General features: G+C 72.0%; 15 protein-coding genes and 1 pseudogene. 6 read left to right on the top strand and 10 right to left on the bottom strand.

Annotated features, from left to right (window positions below; all coding sequences use genetic code 11):
- Positions 1-112 precede the first annotated feature (112 nt).
- The 4 genes from ACFC1X_RS36450 to ACFC1X_RS36435 form a co-directional block, all read right to left on the bottom strand.
- On the bottom strand, positions 113-2206 hold the full coding sequence (locus ACFC1X_RS36450) for a SpoIIE family protein phosphatase (RefSeq protein ID WP_376362684.1): 2094 nt from the start codon (positions 2204-2206) through the stop codon (positions 113-115).
- A 283-nt stretch (positions 2207-2489) separates the two neighbouring features.
- Positions 2490-3194 (bottom strand): DUF402 domain-containing protein, encoded by a 705-nt coding sequence (locus ACFC1X_RS36445; protein ID WP_376362681.1) that lies wholly within the window; start codon positions 3192-3194, stop codon positions 2490-2492.
- Between the two features lie 104 nt (positions 3195-3298).
- Positions 3299-4684: an aspartate ammonia-lyase gene (locus tag ACFC1X_RS36440; RefSeq protein WP_161325875.1), complete on the bottom strand. Its 1386-nt coding sequence runs from the start codon at positions 4682-4684 to the stop codon at positions 3299-3301.
- Between the two features lie 59 nt (positions 4685-4743).
- On the bottom strand, positions 4744-6435 hold the full coding sequence (locus ACFC1X_RS36435; RefSeq protein WP_376362678.1) for a fumarate hydratase: 1692 nt from the start codon (positions 6433-6435) through the stop codon (positions 4744-4746).
- A 199-nt stretch (positions 6436-6634) separates the two neighbouring features.
- Between ACFC1X_RS36435 and ACFC1X_RS36430 the strand changes: the two genes are divergently transcribed.
- Both ACFC1X_RS36430 and ACFC1X_RS36425 read left to right on the top strand, forming a co-directional pair.
- The gene (locus ACFC1X_RS36430) at positions 6635-7315 is read left to right on the top strand and encodes a DUF1707 domain-containing protein (protein ID WP_376362675.1); all 681 of its coding nucleotides are present in this window, start codon (positions 6635-6637) and stop codon (positions 7313-7315) included.
- Between the two features lie 104 nt (positions 7316-7419).
- Positions 7420-7797: a WhiB family transcriptional regulator gene (locus ACFC1X_RS36425; protein WP_376362672.1), complete on the top strand. Its 378-nt coding sequence runs from the start codon at positions 7420-7422 to the stop codon at positions 7795-7797.
- A gap of 195 nt (positions 7798-7992) precedes the next feature.
- Here the strand turns inward: ACFC1X_RS36425 and glpX are convergent, their stop codons facing one another.
- Positions 7993-9024, bottom strand: a complete 1032-nt coding sequence (gene glpX, locus ACFC1X_RS36420) for a class II fructose-bisphosphatase (protein ID WP_376362669.1) — start codon at positions 9022-9024, stop codon at positions 7993-7995.
- A gap of 126 nt (positions 9025-9150) precedes the next feature.
- On the opposite strand from glpX, the gene ACFC1X_RS36415 reads away from it, so the two are divergent.
- Entirely contained in the window at positions 9151-9684 is a 534-nt protein-coding gene (locus ACFC1X_RS36415) for a DUF4245 domain-containing protein (protein ID WP_376362666.1), read from the top strand.
- A gap of 115 nt (positions 9685-9799) precedes the next feature.
- Here ACFC1X_RS36415 and ACFC1X_RS36410 read toward each other — a convergent pair whose 3' ends face one another.
- Complete coding sequence (locus ACFC1X_RS36410; RefSeq protein ID WP_376362663.1) at positions 9800-10390, bottom strand: malonic semialdehyde reductase; 591 nt, start codon at positions 10388-10390, stop codon at positions 9800-9802.
- Positions 10391-10628: 238 nt separating this feature from the next.
- Here ACFC1X_RS36410 and ACFC1X_RS36405 point away from each other — a divergent pair.
- Positions 10629-10846: pseudogene (locus ACFC1X_RS36405) on the top strand (DUF4287 domain-containing protein).
- On the opposite strand, the gene ACFC1X_RS36400 reads toward ACFC1X_RS36405, so the two are convergent.
- The 3 genes from ACFC1X_RS36400 to ACFC1X_RS36390 all read right to left on the bottom strand — a co-directional run bounded on the left by ACFC1X_RS36400 (position 10843) and on the right by ACFC1X_RS36390 (position 14129).
- Entirely contained in the window at positions 10843-11106 is a 264-nt protein-coding gene (locus ACFC1X_RS36400; RefSeq protein WP_376362660.1) for an exodeoxyribonuclease VII small subunit, read from the bottom strand. The pseudogene ACFC1X_RS36405 and the gene ACFC1X_RS36400 sit on opposite strands and share 4 nt — an antisense overlap.
- Before the next feature lie 9 nt (positions 11107-11115).
- Positions 11116-12324: an exodeoxyribonuclease VII large subunit gene (gene xseA / locus ACFC1X_RS36395; protein WP_376362657.1), complete on the bottom strand. Its 1209-nt coding sequence runs from the start codon at positions 12322-12324 to the stop codon at positions 11116-11118.
- A 431-nt stretch (positions 12325-12755) separates the two neighbouring features.
- Positions 12756-14129 (bottom strand): APC family permease, encoded by a 1374-nt coding sequence (locus ACFC1X_RS36390; protein ID WP_376362655.1) that lies wholly within the window; start codon positions 14127-14129, stop codon positions 12756-12758.
- Positions 14130-14257: 128 nt separating this feature from the next.
- On the opposite strand from ACFC1X_RS36390, the gene ACFC1X_RS36385 reads away from it, so the two are divergent.
- Both ACFC1X_RS36385 and ppgK read left to right on the top strand, forming a co-directional pair.
- Positions 14258-15274 (top strand): 4-hydroxy-3-methylbut-2-enyl diphosphate reductase, encoded by a 1017-nt coding sequence (locus ACFC1X_RS36385; RefSeq protein ID WP_376362652.1) that lies wholly within the window; start codon positions 14258-14260, stop codon positions 15272-15274.
- Between the two features lie 29 nt (positions 15275-15303).
- On the top strand, positions 15304-16044 hold the full coding sequence (gene ppgK / locus ACFC1X_RS36380) for a polyphosphate--glucose phosphotransferase (protein ID WP_376362649.1): 741 nt from the start codon (positions 15304-15306) through the stop codon (positions 16042-16044).
- A 28-nt stretch (positions 16045-16072) separates the two neighbouring features.
- On the opposite strand, the gene ACFC1X_RS36375 is transcribed toward ppgK, so the two are convergent.
- Positions 16073-16522 (bottom strand): DUF6542 domain-containing protein (locus tag ACFC1X_RS36375; RefSeq protein ID WP_376362646.1); only part of this gene is annotated, 450 nt, incomplete at its 5' end.

Below are 16522 nucleotides of genomic sequence, written 5' to 3'. Positions count from 1 at the left end.
TTTGTTGGGCAGGGTCATTTGTGTATATTTCACAGGGTGTCGCAACCGCCAGCTGGTGCGGATACACGCTAAGGGGCGCCCGGTGCTCACCGGGCGCCCCTTCGCGTACGTCTCAGCCCCGGTTCAGCTCGAACCAGACCACCTTGCCCGTGCTCAGCCGGGTCGCGCCCCAGCGCCGGGCCAGCCGGTTCACCAGGTACAGCCCGCGCCCGCCCTCGTCGGTGGCGCGCGCCTGCCGCAGCCGGGGCAGTTGCGGTACGTCGTCGCCGACCTCGCAGCGCAGCACGTCCGTGCGCAGCAGCCGCAGGGTGACCGGCCGGGAGGCGTACCGCACGGCGTTGGTCACCACCTCGCTGACGAGCAGCTCGACGGCGTCCGTGAGGTCCTCCATGCCCCAGCGGGCGAGGGCGCGCCGGGCCAGCCGGCGGGCCCGGCCGGGCGCCGCGTCCTCCGGCTCCAGGAACCAGTACGCCACGTCGCTGGGTGCGATGCCGTCGAAGCGGGCGGCGAGCAGCGCGATGTCGTCGTCCCGGTCGCCGGGGCCGAGCATGTCGAGGACCTCGTCGCACAGGGCTTCCAGGGGCGGCGGATGGTCCGGGCCGGTGAGCTGCGCGGTCGCCGCGAGGCGCTCCCGCAGCTGCTCTATGCCGGTCCACACGTCCCGCAGCCGGGACTCGACCAGCCCGTCCGTGTAGAGGAGCAGGGTCGCGCCGGCGGGGGCGTCCAGCTCCACGGCCTCGAAGTCCACGCCGCCCACGCCGATCGGGGCGCCCGCCGGGACCCGCAGGACCTCGGCGTGGCCGCCCAGGTGCAGGAGCACGGGCGGCGGGTGGCCGGCGTTGGCGACGGTGATGCGGTGCGACACCGGGTCGTACACCGCGTAGAGGCAGGTCGCCATGCGGTCGGTGCCCAGGCGCTGGGCCTGCTCGTCGAGGTGGTGCAGCACCTCCTGCGGGGGCAGGTCGAGCCCGGCCAGGGTCTGCGCGGTGGTCCGCAGCTGGCCCATGATGGCCGCCGACGTCATGGAGTGGCCCATCACGTCCCCGACGACCAGCGCGACCCGGCTGCCGGGCAGCGGGATGGCGTCGTACCAGTCGCCGCCGACCCGCGCGGTCTCGGCGGCCGGGAGGTAGCGGGAGGCCAGCCGTACGCCGGTGCAGCGCGGCAGGTTCTCCGGGAGCATCGTGCGCTGCAGCTCGTCGGCGATGTACGCCTCACGCCCGTACAGCACCGCCTTGTCGATGCCGAGGGCGCTGTGCGTGGCGAGCTGCGCGGCGACCAGCAGGTCGTCGGCCTCGAAGGCGACGCGCTCCGGGCCGCGCAGGAACAGCGCGGCGCCGATCACCCGGCGCCGGCCGCGCAGCGGCGCGAGGATCGCCCGGCGGCCGTCGGGCACGGCGAACTCGCGTCCGTCGCCCAGCAGTTCCGGCAGCGCGGCGCGGGCGGCCGGGGTGTCCGTGAAGACCGGACGGACCCCGCGCAGCACCTCGGCGAGCGCGCTGCCCGGCCGCACCTCGCACAGCTCGGAGCCGACCGCCTCCAGTTCGGAGGGTTCCGGCTGGGCGGCCGGGATGAAGCCGCCCTCGGTGTCCCGCTCGGCCGGTATCCGGTCGGTGCGCCGCAGCCGCAGCACCAGCGGGCCGGTGGGGCGCTCGTCGCCGACCGGCAGCGGCTCGCGCAGGTAGACGAGGATCGCGTCGGCGAACGTCGGCACGGTGGCCCGGCACAGGCCCATCACGATCTCGTCGAGGTCCATGCCCCGGGCGATCCGCCGGGTCGCGGCTCCCACGAACCGCAGCCGGTCCCCGTCCCGCCGCATTGGCGTGGGCTGTCCGGGCGCGGTGGGCTGCCCGGTCCGCCGCTCCGGCTCCGGCGCGGTCCGGCGGTCCGTACCGGGCGGCGCCGCGGGCCCGGACGGCACGCCGCCCGGCTGCACCGGGACGCCCTCGGCCGCGGGCCGCGGGCGGTGCGTGTCCGGCTCGGCGGACTGTTCGGCGCCCGGCTGGGCGTGCTCGTAGGCGCCGGGGGAGTCGGTGCCCGCGGTGGGCGGTGTCTCTCCCGCGCGTCCCTGTGCCGGTAACGCGGACCCGGAGGCGCGCGGCTCCACGGGGGTACGCATGAGCGCCCCGCGGGGGTCCGTGGGGTCGGCGCCCGTCATGGGGCGGTCGAAGGAGGTCGGGTGCTCCGTCACGCGTGTCGAATCCATCCGTCCGGGACTGCGCGCGGCGCGTGCAGTTCGTCCCGCAGAAAACCCGATACCCGGAATACGTGCCCGAGGAACGGGGTTCCCGCGTGGTCAGAGGCTGTTGCTGTGTCACCGGCGGGCCGTCTGCGGCCCGTCTCCGTGTTGCCCTCGTACCCCTCGCTCACGTCCTGCCGCCCCTCGGTGACGATCGGTCAAGCACAGCGCACGCTCCGCCGGTTGCCGTTGCCGCGCTCCCTTGCGGAGGACGATCCTACGTTTCTTGCCCGGGGGCACTTCAAGGGTCTCATGAGGACACGTGCGCGGGCGTGCGATCCCAGTCCCCCGGCAGCGACGGTACCGCCCACGCCGGATCGGGTCGCCAGTCCTCCCAGCCGTCGGCGAACGGCGAGCCCCAGGCGCGGATCTCCGCGACCGCGGACCGGCCCGCCGCCCGCACCCGCTCGGCCTGCCCGGTGTCCATCAGCCGGTCCCGCCGGGCCTGCGCGAACTCGTCCTCGTCCCGCCAGTACCAGGTGCGGTCCGGGTGGACGGAGATGTCCAGGAAGTGGTCCTCGGAGTCGACACCGCCCTCCCAACGGGTCAGCGGCTCCTCCAGGTTCACGTACCAGTTCTTGAACCGCCAGCCCGGATCCCAGAACAGCCACACCGACCAGGGCTCGCCGGGCCGCGCCAGCTTCAGCACCCCGGTGCCGAACCACCGGTCGCGCTGCACGGTGCGCGGCTTGGTGTAGCGCGAGGCCAGCGGCTCCAGGTGCACGGGGGTACCGTCGGCGAGCACCGGCTTCACGCACTCGGTGCCGGGCGCCAGCCACACCGCGAGCAGGTCGGCGTCGTCCCGTACGACGGTGACGGGGCGCGCGATGTGGAAGCGCGGGCCGCCGTTCTCCCGGTACCGCCACAGGAGGTGACTCCCGGGCGTCCAGAACTCCGCCGGGGCCGCCGCACCGCCCGCCTCCGTGGCCTCGCTCACCGCTTCACCGTCTGCCATGCACAGATATTAGGTGCCGTGGCCATCCGGCGCGCCGAAGATCGTGAGAGCGTCCGCGTTCACGACGGCGGCCGGGCCACGGACGGGTCGTCACGGCGGTCAGGTCACGGACGGGTCATCCGCAGCACGTCCAGCGCCTCGTCCAGCTGCTCGCCGGTGAGGTCGCCCCGCTCGACGTACCCGCCCTCCAGGACGACCTGACGGATCGTCTTCCGCTCGGCCAGCGCCTTCTTCGCGACCTTCGCCGCCTCCTCGTACCCGATGTACTTGTTGAGCGGCGTGACCACGGAGGGGGACGACTCGGCGTACTCGCGCGCCCGGTCCCGGTGGGCGGTGACGCCGTCCACGGTCCGGTCGGCGAGCAGCCGCGAGACGTTGGCGAGCAGCCGCACCGACTCCAGTACGTTCTTGGCGATGACCGGCAGCATGACGTTCAGCTCGAAGTTGCCGGCCGCGCCCGCCGCCGCGACGGTCGCGTCGTTGCCGGTGACCTGGGCGGCGACCATGAGGACGGCCTCGGGGATCACCGGGTTGACCTTGCCGGGCATGATGGACGAGCCCGGCTGGAGGTCGGGCAGGGAGATCTCCGCCAGGCCGGTCCGCGGGCCGGACGCCATCCACCGCAGGTCGTTCGCGATCTTCGTCAGCCCGACGCCGATCGTCCGCAGCTGCCCGCTGGTCTCGACGATGCCGTCCCGGGCGCCCTGCGCCTCGAAGTGGTCGCGCGCCTCCGTCAGCGGCAGGCCGGTCGCGCGGGCCACCTCCTCGATGACGGCGGCGGAGAAGCCGGGCGGGGTGTTGATGCCGGTGCCGACGGCGGTGCCGCCCAGCGGCAGCTCGGCGAGGCGGGGGAGCGAGGCGTTGAGCCGCTCGACGCCGTACCGCACCTGCGCCGCGTACCCGCCGAACTCCTGGCCCAGGGTGACCGGCGTCGCGTCCATCAGGTGCGTACGCCCGGACTTCACCACGTCGGCGAATTCCTCCGCCTTGCGCTCCAGGGCGTCCGCGAGGTGGTCGAGGGCCGGGATCAGGTCGCGGGTGACGGCGGCGGTGGCGGCGATGTGGATCGAGGACGGGAAGACGTCGTTGGACGACTGGGAGGCGTTGACGTGGTCGTTGGGGTGCACGTCGCGGCCGAGGCGCTCGGTGGCCAGGGTGGCGAGGACCTCGTTGGTGTTCATGTTGGACGAGGTGCCGGACCCCGTCTGGAACACGTCGACCGGGAAGTGCTCGTCCCACCTGCCCTCGGCGACCTCACCGGCCGCCTCCTGGATGGCGGCGGCGACGTCCTTGTCCAGGACCCCCAGCTCGGCGTTGACCTTCGCCGCCGCGCCCTTGATCCGGGCCAGCGCCTCGATGTGGGCGCGCTCGATCCGCTGACCGGAGACGGGGAAGTTCTCGACGGCACGCTGCGTCTGCGCCCGCCACTTGGCGTCCGCGGGGACGCGGACCTCGCCCATGGAGTCGTGCTCGATGCGGTAGTCGCTCATACCCCGTACAGCGTGCGGGGCGGTGCGGATGTTCCGGCACCGCCCCGTTCGTGATCGCCCTAGGCGAGGCCGGGGCCCCGCACCGGAATGCTCGTGAACGTCGGCGCGGGCGCCGGGTCCTGGAAGAAGTCGTTGCCCTTGTCGTCCACCACGACGAACGCCGGGAAGTCCTCCACCTCGATCTTCCAGACCGCCTCCATGCCGAGTTCCTCGTACTCGACGACCTCGACCTTCTTGATGCAGTCCTGGGCGAGCCGCGCCGCGGGGCCGCCGATGGAGCCGAGGTAGAAGCCGCCGTGCGCGTCGCACGCGTCGGTGACCTGCTTGCTCCGGTTGCCCTTGGCGAGCATCACCTTGGAGCCGCCCGCCGCCTGGAACTGCTCGACGTAGGAGTCCATGCGCCCGGCGGTGGTCGGACCGAAGGAGCCGGAGGCGTAGCCCTCGGGCGTCTTCGCCGGACCCGCGTAGTACACCGGGTGGTCCTTCAGGTACTGCGGCATCTCCTCGCCCGCGTCCAGCCGCTCCTTGATCTTGGCGTGCGCGATGTCGCGGGCCACGACCAGGGGACCGGTCAGGGAGAGCCGGGTCTTGACCGGGTGCCTGGTCAGCTCGGCGAGGATGTCGTCCATGGGCTGGTTGAGGTCGATCTTGACACTGTGCCGATCAGCGGCTTCGCCGCGGGCCCCGTCCTGCTCCAGGTGGTCGTCCGTCGTCTCCGGGAGGAACCGCGCGGGGTCGGTCTCCAGCTGCTCCAGGAAGACACCCTCGGCGGTGATCTTCGCGACCGCCTGCCGGTCGGCGGAGCAGGACACGGCGATCGCGACGGGGCACGAGGCGCCGTGCCGCGGCAGCCGCACCACGCGCACGTCGTGGCAGAAGTACTTGCCGCCGAACTGCGCGCCGATGCCGATCTTCTGCGTCAGCTCGAAGACCTTCTCCTCCAGGTCCTTGTCCCGGAAGCCGTGCCCGAGCGCCGAACCCTCGGCGGGGATCTCGTCCAGGTAGTGCGCGGAGGCGTACTTAGCGGTCTTCAGCGCGTACTCGGCCGACGTGCCGCCGACGACGATCGCCAGGTGGTACGGCGGGCAGGCGGCCGTACCGAGCGAGCGGATCTTCTCCTCCAGGAACTTCATCATGGAGGACTCGTTGAGGACGGCCTTCGTCTCCTGGTAGAGGAACGACTTGTTGGCCGAGCCGCCGCCCTTCGCCATGAACAGGAACTTGTAGGCGCCGCCGTCGGTCGCGTACAGCTCGATCTGGGCGGGGAGGTTGGAGCCGGTGTTCTTCTCCTCCCACATGGTGAGCGGAGCCATCTGCGAGTAGCGCAGGTTCAGGTTCTTGTAGGCGTCGTAGATGCCGCGGCTCAGGGCCGCCTCGTCGCCGCCCTCGGTGAGCACGTGCTGGCCGCGCTTGCCCATGACGATGGCCGTGCCGGTGTCCTGGCACATGGGCAGCACGCCCGCCGCCGCGATGTTCGCGTTCTTCAGGAGGTCCAGCGCGACGAACTTGTCGTTGCCCGACGCCTCGGGGTCGTCGACGATGCGGCGCAGCTGCGCGAGGTGGGCGGGGCGCAGGTAGTGCTGGATGTCGTGGATGGCCTCCGCGGCCAGCGTGCGCAGCGCCTCCGGCTCCACCTTGAGGAAGGTCCGCCCGTCGGCCTCGAAGGTGGAGACACCCTCGGAGGTCACCAGTCGGTACGGAGTGGTGTCCGCACCCTGGGGAAGCAGATCGGTGTACGCGAACTCAGGCATCTCGCCCATTCCTCACTAGACATCGCGCGCGGCTGGATTTCGCTGGATCTCTCAGCAACGACGGCTTGCCTCCGTTGGCAGCGCCAACCAGCGTAGGACCTGCCCACCGGGCCGAGCTTGTGAGGTAAGGCTCAGTTCGCCGCGACAAGGTTGTCCACAGGGGTAGTCGCGATCTATCGCGTTTCGGTACGCTGCTGCCGTGGACCTTCAGAAGCACGCCCAACCCGCCCCGCGCACCTCCGAGCTGCGCGCCTCGGACGCCGACCGCGACCGCGTCGCCGACATGCTCCGCGACGCCCTCGCGGAGGGGCGGCTCACCGCCGACGAGCACGCCGAGCGGGTCGAGGGCGTGCTGGCCGCCAAGACCGTCGGCGAGCTGGACGTCTTCGTGCGCGACCTGCCCGCCGCGCACCACGGCAGGCCGCCCGCCGCTCCCGCCCCCAACCGGCCCACGGCCGGCGCCATCCCCCCGGACCCCGACGAGAACGTGGTGGCGGTGTTCAGCAGCGCCGTCCGCAAGGGCCGCTGGCGAGCGAGCCGCCGCATCCACGCGTACGCGGTCTTCGGCAGCGTCGAGATAGACCTCAGCGAGGCCGTCTTCGAGTACCAGCAGGTCGTGATCAAGGCCTTCTCCGTCTTCGGCAGCGTCGAGGTCCGCGTCCCGGAGAACGTGTCGCTGCGCGGCACCGGCGGCGGCGTGCTCGGCGATTTCGAGGTGCACACCCTCGACTCCGACGAGCCCGGGGCCCCCGTCGTCTACGTGGACGGCTGGGCGGTCCTGGGCAGCGTGGAGGCGCGTCCCAAGCGTGGCAAGGTCGTCGCGGACCTCCTGGACCGGGTGCACCGCAGGGTCGAGAAAGGTTTGCGCAAGCACCTCTGACCCACGGTCGGCAGCCGTTGGGAACCCAGTGCATAGGCACGCGCACAACGGGTAAGCCTTGACGCATCGTCTCTCGCTCGCGAAGCCGTCGTCAGGAGTAGACCGTGCTGCAACCGCCGCATTCGTCCCTGCAGGTAGCTGCCGTTCCGGCCCAGCGGGTGCCGGTGCGGGACAGGGACCAAGACGCTCCGTGGCACACCGAGGCGGTGTGCCGGCGCGACGAGGCCGGACTGTTCTTCGCCCCCTCCAAGGAACCGACCGCCGCCCGGCTCTCCCGCGAGGAGGCCGCCAAGCGCGTCTGCGCCCGCTGTCCGGTCATGGTCGAGTGCCGCGAGCACGCCCTCCTCCAGCCCGAGCCCTACGGCGTCTGGGGCGGCCTCACCGCCGCCGAACGCCGCGTGGTCCTGGCCAGACGCCGCCGCCGCGAGGCCGAACTGAAGCAAACCCCCCGCACGGCGGGCCGCATAGCCGCGGCGGGTTAACCACCGACGCACGCGAAAAGGCACCCTCTCCGCACAGAGGGTGCCTTTCTCACGCCGGAGGCGGCGCGGCTCAACGCCGGGGCAGGGCAGCGCCCCAAAGGGGCGCGGGGAACTGCGCGACCAGCCACAACGCACCCGCACCCGCCAAACGACAGGCACCCCCACCTCAATAGGCGCCCCGCACAACCGACGGCGTCACTTCGCCCGGTCGAAATCCACCGCGCTGTACGCCCGCAGCTTGCTCAGCCGATGCTCGGAATCAATCCTCCGCACCGTCCCCGACTTCGACCGCATCACGATCGAGTCGGTCGTCGCCGTCTCCGACCGATACCGCACCCCACGCAGCAGCTCCCCGTCGGTGATGCCGGTCGCGACGAAGAAGACGTTGTCCCCGGCGACCAGGTCGTCCGTGGTCAGCACGCGGTCCAGGTCGTGCCCGGCACCGATCGCGCGCTCCTTCTCCTCGTCGTCCTTCGGCCACAGCTTGCCCTGGATGGTGCCGCCCAGGCACTTCACCGCGCAGGCCGAGATGATGCCCTCGGGGGTACCGCCGACACCGAGCAGCAGGTCGATGCCGGTGCCTTCGCGCAGCGCCAGGATGGAGCCGGCCACATCGCCGTCGGAGATCAGCTTGATGCGGGCGCCGGTCTCCCGGACCGCCTTGATCAGGCCCTGGTGGCGGGGCCGGTCGAGGATGACGACGGTGACGTCCTCGGGCGTGCGCCGCTTGGCCTTGGCGATCCGGCGGATGTTCACGGACACCGGCGCGTTGATGTCGACGAAGTCCGCGGCCTCCGGGCCGGTGACCAGCTTGTCCATGTAGAAGACGGCGGACGGGTCGAACATGGAGCCGCGCTCGGCGGCGGCCAGCACCGCGATGGCGTTGGTCATGCCGTTGGCGGTCAGCGTGGTGCCGTCGATCGGGTCGACGGCGATGTCGACCTCGGCGCCGGTGCCGTCGCCGACCCGCTCCCCGTTGAAGAGCATCGGGGCCTCGTCCTTCTCGCCTTCACCGATGACGACGACGCCGTTCATCGAGACGGTGTGGACGAGGGTCCGCATGGCACGCACGGCGGCACCGTCGGCGCCGTTCTTGTCACCGCGCCCGACCCAGCGGCCGGCGGCCATCGCCGCGGCCTCGGTGACCCGCACCAGTTCCATGGCGAGGTTGCGGTCGGGGGCCTCTGAGGGGACGTCCAGCTCGGACGGCAGATGATGCTCGGTCATCGGAGCGCACCTTTCTGATACGACGACGGCCGGATGAGGGTATGGCCATGACTCTATCGTCAGTCCGACAAAATGAGCAGGGGACCCCACGTTTGAGCGGATCAGGCACCTGCGACGATAGGGGACGTGGCAGGTATGAAAGGCAAGCAGAAGTCGGCCCGGGACATGATCCTCTCCCTCGGGCTCATCGTCCTCGCGGCGGGCGTGATCTGGATCTTCATTCCGCACGACGACGGCGAACCGCCCGTCAAGCGGGTCGACTACCGGGTCGAGCTGCTGACCGCGCAGCGCGCCGCGGCGTACCCGGTGGCGGCGCCCGAGGGTCTGTCCGAGGACTGGAAGCCGACCTCCGTCCGCTTCCAGGGCGCCGACTTCGACGCCTGGCACCTGGGTTTCCACGCCCCGGACGGCGAGTACGTGGCGATCGAGCAGTCCACGAAGAAGCCCGCCTCGTTCATCGAGGACGCCAGCCAGGGGGCGCGGGCCACCGAGCGGACCGAGGAGATCGGCGGCCGCACGTGGACCCGGTACACGGGTGGCCGGTACGACGCGCTGGTGCTGGAGGGCGACTCCGCCATGAAGGGCGCGACGACGGTCGTGGCCGGCACCGGGTCGTTCGAGCAGCTGGGCAAGATGGCGGCGGCGCTGAAGCTGGCGTGAGCCGCCCCCGTACGCCGACGCCCGCACGGATGTCATGACGAAGCCCCCGGCCGAGGAGCCGGGGGCTTCGTCATGCGCGTCGCGTCGCGGTCGTGCGGCGGTCGTGCCGCGGGGCTCAGACCGTCGTGACGACCTGGTCGTACGCGAGGCGCGGGGAGCGCGGGAACCAGGCGTCCGGGCCCGGACGGCCGATGTTGACGACCATCAGCGGGGTGTGGTCGTCGTCCAGGAACTCCTTGCGGACGCCCTCGAAGTCCAGCCCGGTCATCGGACCGGCGGCCAGGCCGGCGGCGCGGACGCCCACGATGAAGTACGCGGTCTGGAGGGCGGAGTTCAGCAGGGCGGCACCCTCGCGCGCCGGGCGCTCGCTGAAGAAGGCGTCCTTGGCCTGCGGGAAGTGCGGGAAGAGGTGCGGCAGCTCGTCGTGGAACTCGTTGTCCGCCGAGAGGATCGCGACCAGCGGGGCGGCGGCGGTCTTGGGCCGGTTGCCCTCGGCCATGTGCTGGACGAGGCGCTCGCGGGCCTCGGCGGAGCGGACCAGCGTGATGCGCAGGGGGGACTGGTTGAAGGCGGTCGGGCCGTACTTGACCAGGTCGTAGATCGCCTGCACCTGCTCGTCGGTCACCGGCTCGTCGGTGAAGGTGTTCGCGGTGCGGGCCTCGCGGAACAGCAGGTCCTGGGCGGCGGGGTCAAGAACGAGAGACATACGTGATCTTCCTCGGTCGTGCGTCGGCTCCACGCCGGTGGGGCGCCGGGAGCCGTTTACTGCGACGACGGTACGGCAGGAAAGTTCAAGGTTCAACCAAAAGGGGAGTGCGGTGATCCGCTTCACATCGTCGGTGAAGGGGGAGTGGCGTGGATCACATCGCGCCCGCGGTTACTTGTCGTGGGCGCCGGGGTCGTAAAGGGCGGTACACCGCCTCACACAGATGGGACCACTCGACATGACCGCCACCGTGAAGGGCCCGGCCTCCTACTTCCCCTCCATCGAGAAGAAGTACGGCCGTCCGGTCGCCGAGTGGAAGGAGCTCATCCGCTCCTCGCCGCTCACCAGGCACATGGAGCTGGTCGGCTGGCTCAAGACCGAGCACGGGTGGGCCACGGGCACGCCAACGCGCTGGTCGCGCACACGCTGGCGGAGGACACCGCGAAGGAGGGCTAGAGGGGCTCGTCCCCCTCTTCGACCTCGCCCTCCGGGCCCGCCTCCTCGGCCAGCGCCGCGTCCAGGCGGGCCCGGGCGCCGTCCAGCCGGCGGCGGCACACCTTCGCCAGCTCCTCGCCCCGCTCCCACAGGGCGAGGGACTCCTCCAGCGTCGTACCGCCGGCCTCCAGCCGCCGGACGACCTCGATCAGCTCGTCCCGCGCCTGCTCGTACCCGAGCGCCTCGGACATGGCCGTCGGCTGCTCCACCTCGCTGGTCATCCACCCACCCTATGCGTCGACTCGTACGGAGAAATCGCCCTCGGCGACACGCGCCCGCAGCGTCTCACCGGGCTCCACCTCGCCGGGGTCCCGGACGGCGTGTCCGTCCGCCCGCTGGAGCACGGCGTACCCCCGCTTGAGGGTCGCGGCGGGGGAGAGGGCCACCACGCGCGCGTGCGTGTGCGTCAGCTCGGAGTCGGCCCGGTCGAGGTGGTGCCGCAACGAGCGGCGGCCCCGCTCCAGCAGCGCCGTCACCTGCTCGGCCCGCTCGTCGATCATCCGGTGCGGATCCTGTATCGACGGCCGGGCCAGCGCGTGGGCCAGCCCCCGCTCCTCGCGGTCCACGTAGGCCGCCACGCACCGCCGCGCGCGGTCCCGCAGCTGCCGCACCCGCTCGTACTCCTCGCCGACGTCCGGCACGACCTTCTTCGCGGCGTCGGTCGGTGTGGAGGCGCGCAGGTCGGCGACGTGGTCGAGGAGTGGATTGTCCGGTTCGTGCCCGATCGCCGAGACGACCGGCGTACGGCACGCGGCGACCGTGCGCACCAGCTGTTCGTCGGAGAACGGCAGCAGATCCTCGACGCTGCCGCCGCCGCGCGCGACGACGATCACGTCCACGTCGTCCCTCGCGTCCAGCTCCTTCACCGCCTGCACCACCTGCGGCACCGCGTGCACGCCCTGCACAGGGACGTTGCGCACCTCGAAGCGGACGGCGGGCCAGCGGTGCCGGGCGTTCTCCAGGACGTCCCGCTCGGCCGCCGAGGCCCGCCCGCAGACCAGGCCGATCAACTGCGGCAGGAACGGCAGCGGCTTCTTCCGCTCCGGCGCGAAGAGCCCCTCCCGCGCGAGGGCCTTCTTCAGCTGCTCCAGCCGCGCCAGCAGCTCCCCGACACCCACGGGCTTGATCTCGGCGGCCCGCAGCGACAGCTGCCCGCGCGGCGCGTACCACTCCGGCTTGGCGTGCACGACCACCCGGGCGCCCTCGCCGACCACGTCCGCCACCGCGTCGAACACCTGCCGGTAGCAGGTGACGCTCACGGAGATGTCGTACGACGGGTCGCGCAGCGTCAGGAACACGACCCCCGCGCCCGGCCGCCGCGACAGCTGTGTGATCTGCCCCTCGATCCAGACCGCGCCGAGCCGGTCGATCCACCCTCCGATCAGCCGCGACACCTCACCCACGGGCAACGGGCTTTCGGGAGTGGAGTTAACAGCCATGCGCCCGAGCGTAACGGCCGGGTACGACATCCCTGCGGGGCTTGAGCGGCTGGGCCTCGGCACGCACGCGTGCCTGCCGACGGTGGAACCGTGCCTCACGCGCGGCGACCGCCGCCGACGTACGCGGGCGCGCACCCCGCCGGGCGGGCGGATCGGGCGGGTCCGCCCGCCGCCACGCGCGTCCGTGCACGCCGCCGCGTGGGCGGACGAGGTTCGAGCAATGCGCATACGCACGCGGCTCGGGCGGCGCGCGGTGCTACGGCGTGTCCGTGAGCCCGGGCGGGCGGCCCGGCCCGCAGGTCCGCCCCGGCCCGCGGGTCCGCCCCGGTCCGCGTGCCCGGCCCGGAGTGCGCGGACGCGCGTACATCCGGTGCGCGTCGCGCGTGCGGACGGCCCTCGTCGCGGGCGTGACTCACTCCGGCCGCGGCGGGTCACATCCCCGCCGCGCGCCGCCCGCGTGCCTGTGCCGCCAGTACCACCAGGCCCACGCCCAGCCAGATCGCCCCGACGACCTGCGCGCTGCCCGACGCCTCCACGATCACCGCGATCGTGATCGCCGCGCCCAGGACCGGCACCACCAGATGCTTCCACCAGTTGACCGGGGCGTCCCCGCGGCGGACCACGAACCAGCCCACCACGCTCGCGTGCAGCAGCGTGAACGCGGTCAGCGCGCCGACGTCGACCACCGAGACCAGGTGATCGAGGCCGTCGTCCCGGCGGGCCGCCCACACCGCCGCCACCATCGTGATCACCGCCGAGACCAGCAGCGCCACGCGCGGCACCCCGGAATCCGTGCGCGACAGCACCCCCGGCAGCCGCCGGTCGCGGCCCATCGCGAACAGCAGCCGCCCGGCCGCCGCCTGCCCCGCCAGCGCCGCGAACGCCGCGCCGATCGCCTTGCTGACCGCGACCAGGTCGTGCAGCCACGTGCCCACCGACGCGTCCACGGCGTCGTAGAAGGCCGACCCCTGCCGCTCCGGCTCCGCCGCCAGCTGCGCCGACGACACCGGCTCGAGCAGCGCCACCAGATACGTCTGCGCCACGAACAGCACACCCGCCAGCGCCAGGCAGAACAGCAGCGCCCGCGCGACCTTCGCCGACCCGCCGGTGACCTCCTCCGCGAACGTCGCGATCGCGTCGAAGCCCAGGTACGACAGCACCGCCACCGACACCGCGCCGACCACCGCCGACAGCGCGAACGCCCCCTGCGTGCCGTCCCCGGACAGCGGCGACAGCCAGTCGCGCGCGGCCCCGTCCCGCGCCAGGACCACGATCGCCGCCACCACGAACACCACCAGGACCACGATCTCCATGGCGAGCACCAGGAAGCCCACCCGGGCCGCCGCCCGCACCCCCCACAGGTTCAGCAGCGTCGTGACGACCACCGCGATCGCCGTCCACACCCACCGGGAGACCTCCGGAATCAGCGCCTCCATCGCGATCCCGGAGAACAGGTACGCCACCGCCGGGATCAGGACGTAGTCCAGCATCGCCATCCAGCCCGCGATGAACCCCGCCCCGTTGCCGAGCCCCACGCGCGCGTACGCGAACACCGACCCGGCCTGGGGGACCACCCGCACCATCTGCGCGTAGCTGAATGCGGTGAACGCCATCGCGATGGTGGCGACGATGTACACCAGCGCCACCGCGCCGTGCGACTTGGCGTCCAGCGTGCCGAACACGCCGACCGGCGCCATGGGCGCGATGAACAGCAGGCCGTAGACGACCAGGTCCCTGAAGCCCAGACTGCGCCGCAGCTGGTGTTCCTCACCGGCCCCCGGGGCCGTCGTACCGGTCTCCGACATCGTGCCTCCGCCAGCGCCTCGGACCCCGTCTCGGACCCCGCCTCGAACTCCGCCTCGGAATGTTCCCGTCAGTCTCCCCGGCAACGCCGTACCCACGCGATCTTTGACCCGCCGAACGCGGCCTTACGATGGGTGCCATGACTGCTTCGCCTGGCCGCCGTGTCCTGCTCGCCGCCCCCCGTGGCTACTGCGCGGGTGTGGACCGCGCCGTGATCGCCGTCGAGAAAGCTCTGGAGCAGTACGGGGCTCCGGTGTACGTCCGGCACGAGATCGTTCACAACAAGTACGTCGTCCAGACCCTGGAGAAGAAGGGCGCGATCTTCGTCGAGCAGACGGAGGAGGTCCCCCCGGGGAACATCGTCATGTTCTCCGCGCACGGCGTGGCGCCCGTCGTCCACGAGGAGGCCGAGCGCGGCCGCCTCGCCACCATCGACGCCACCTGCCCGCTCGTCACCAAGGTCCACAAGGAAGCCGTCCGCTTCGCCGACGACGACTACGACATCCTCCTGATCGGCCACGAGGGCCACGAGGAGGTCATCGGCACCTCCGGGGAGGCCCCCGACCACATCCAGCTGGTCGACGGCCCCGAGGACGTGGCGAAGGTCGAGGTCCGCGACCCGTCCAAGGTCGTCTGGCTCTCCCAGACCACGCTCTCCGTCGACGAGACCATGGAGACCGTCGACGCGCTCAAGGACAAGTTCCCGCAGCTCATCTCCCCGCCGAGCGACGACATCTGCTACGCCACGCAGAACCGCCAGCTCGCCGTCAAGCAGATGGGCGCCGAGGCCGACCTGGTGATCGTCGTCGGCTCGCGCAACTCCTCCAACTCCAAGCGACTCGTCGAGGTCGCCAAGCAGGCCGGCGCCCGCGACGCCTACCTCGTGGACTTCGCCGACGAGGCCGACGAGGCCTGGCTGGAGGGCGTGACCACCGTCGGCGTCACCTCCGGCGCGTCCGTCCCGGACATCCTGGTCGAGCAGGTCCTGGAGTGGCTGTCGCAGCGCGGCTTCGAGGACGTGGAGATCGTCAAGGCCGCCGAGGAGTCGATCACCTTCTCGCTGCCCAAGGAGCTCCGCCGCGACCTGCGCGAGGAGGCCGCGACCCTGGTGGAGGGACGGGGCGGCTCGGGTATGGCCGGGGCGTGACCGTCAGTGGCAGGCCGTAACGTGGTTCCATGCAGATCTTCGGCGTGGACATCGGCGGATCCGGGATCAAGGGCGCCCCTGTGGACCTCGACAGGGGCGACCTGGCCCAGGAGCGCTGCAAGGTACTGACTCCGCAACCGGCGGACCCGGACGGCGTGGCCGACGGGGTCAAGGAGGTCGTCGAGCACTTCGGCTGGACCGGACCGGTCGGACTCACCTTCCCGGGCGTGGTGACCGGCGGCGCCATGGTCCGCACCGCGGCCAACGTCGACAAGAGCTGGGTCGACACGGACGCGCGGAGCCTGTTCGCGGAGCGGCTGGGCGGGCTGGACGTGACGGTCGTCAACGACGCGGACGCGGCGGGCGTCGCCGAGATGAACTTCGGCGCCGGGCGCGGCCGGCAGGGCACGGTCATCCTGCTCACCTTCGGCACGGGCATCGGGAGCGCCGTCTTCCACGGCGGCGTCCTCGTCCCCAACACCGAGCTGGGCCACCTGGAGCTGGACGGCCACGACGCGGAGAAGCGCGCCTCCAGCAAGGTCAAGGAGGACCACGACATGTCGTGGGAGCACTGGGCCCACCGCGTGCGGAAGTACCTCGCCCACGTCGAGATGCTGTTCTCGCCGGAGCTGTTCATCATCGGCGGCGGGGTCAGCCGGAAGTCCCAGAAGTTCCTGCACTACATCGAGGGCATCCAGGCGGAGATCGTCCCCGCGCAGCTCCAGAACAACGCGGGGATCGTCGGCGCGGCGATGCACGCGTCCCGCTGACCGCGGCCCTCGCACCGTCCGCCGCGGGTCACCCCGGCGGACGGTTCCGGGCGGCGGCCCGCCGCCGGCGCATCAGCCGGATCCTGCGGACGATCACCGTCGACCCGGCGACCAGCGTCCCGCCGTACAGCCACCCGGCCTCGGTGGCCAGCGCGGTAACGATCCCCATCAGCCGCCCCCCGACGCCGCCGTCCCCGCTCTCGGCCACGGTCACCAGCCCCACCGCGAAGGCGATCGGCACGACGACGGGGGCGGTCAGCAGGTCGCCCCGGCGCACCCAGACCGCGGTCAGCAGGCACACCGGCACGAACAGCACGCCGTAGACGGTCAGGGACGCTCCGAAGAGCAACGCGTCGAGGTAGCCGAGCACGACCATGACGGCGGCGCAGAACAGACCGCTGCCCAGACCCGTCAGCCGCGGGTTGGGCATCGTGCGCGCTCCGTCCGCCGCGTTCGCGGCCGTCGTACCGGGCCGGCC

Origin of the sequence: Streptomyces sp. NPDC056128 (genome assembly GCF_042263835.1) — a bacterium.
In the GTDB taxonomy this organism is placed as follows: Bacteria; Actinomycetota; Actinomycetes; order Streptomycetales; family Streptomycetaceae; genus Streptomyces.
The sequence above is the reverse complement of the archived record's forward strand: the minus strand, read 5'-3'. Positions and strand labels throughout refer to the sequence as shown.

What these genes read in the sequence shown, in the direction of transcription:
- ACFC1X_RS36450 (WP_376362684.1), bottom strand. Translation starts at nt 2,206, where the DNA reads ATGGATTCGACACGCGTGACGGAGCACCCGACCTCCTTCGACCGCCCC.
- ACFC1X_RS36445 (WP_376362681.1), bottom strand. Translation starts at nt 3,194, where the DNA reads ATGGCAGACGGTGAAGCGGTGAGCGAGGCCACGGAGGCGGGCGGTGCG.
- ACFC1X_RS36440 (WP_161325875.1), bottom strand. Translation starts at nt 4,684, where the DNA reads ATGAGCGACTACCGCATCGAGCACGACTCCATGGGCGAGGTCCGCGTC.
- ACFC1X_RS36435 (WP_376362678.1), bottom strand. Translation starts at nt 6,435, where the DNA reads ATGCCTGAGTTCGCGTACACCGATCTGCTTCCCCAGGGTGCGGACACC.
- glpX (WP_376362669.1), bottom strand. Translation starts at nt 9,024, where the DNA reads ATGACCGAGCATCATCTGCCGTCCGAGCTGGACGTCCCCTCAGAGGCC.
- ACFC1X_RS36410 (WP_376362663.1), bottom strand. Translation starts at nt 10,390, where the DNA reads ATGTCTCTCGTTCTTGACCCCGCCGCCCAGGACCTGCTGTTCCGCGAG.
- ACFC1X_RS36400 (WP_376362660.1), bottom strand. Translation starts at nt 11,106, where the DNA reads ATGACCAGCGAGGTGGAGCAGCCGACGGCCATGTCCGAGGCGCTCGGG.
- xseA (WP_376362657.1), bottom strand. Translation starts at nt 12,324, where the DNA reads ATGGCTGTTAACTCCACTCCCGAAAGCCCGTTGCCCGTGGGTGAGGTG.
- ACFC1X_RS36390 (WP_376362655.1), bottom strand. Translation starts at nt 14,129, where the DNA reads ATGTCGGAGACCGGTACGACGGCCCCGGGGGCCGGTGAGGAACACCAG.
- ACFC1X_RS36385 (WP_376362652.1), top strand. Translation starts at nt 14,258, where the DNA reads ATGGGTGCCATGACTGCTTCGCCTGGCCGCCGTGTCCTGCTCGCCGCC.
- ppgK (WP_376362649.1), top strand. Translation starts at nt 15,304, where the DNA reads ATGCAGATCTTCGGCGTGGACATCGGCGGATCCGGGATCAAGGGCGCC.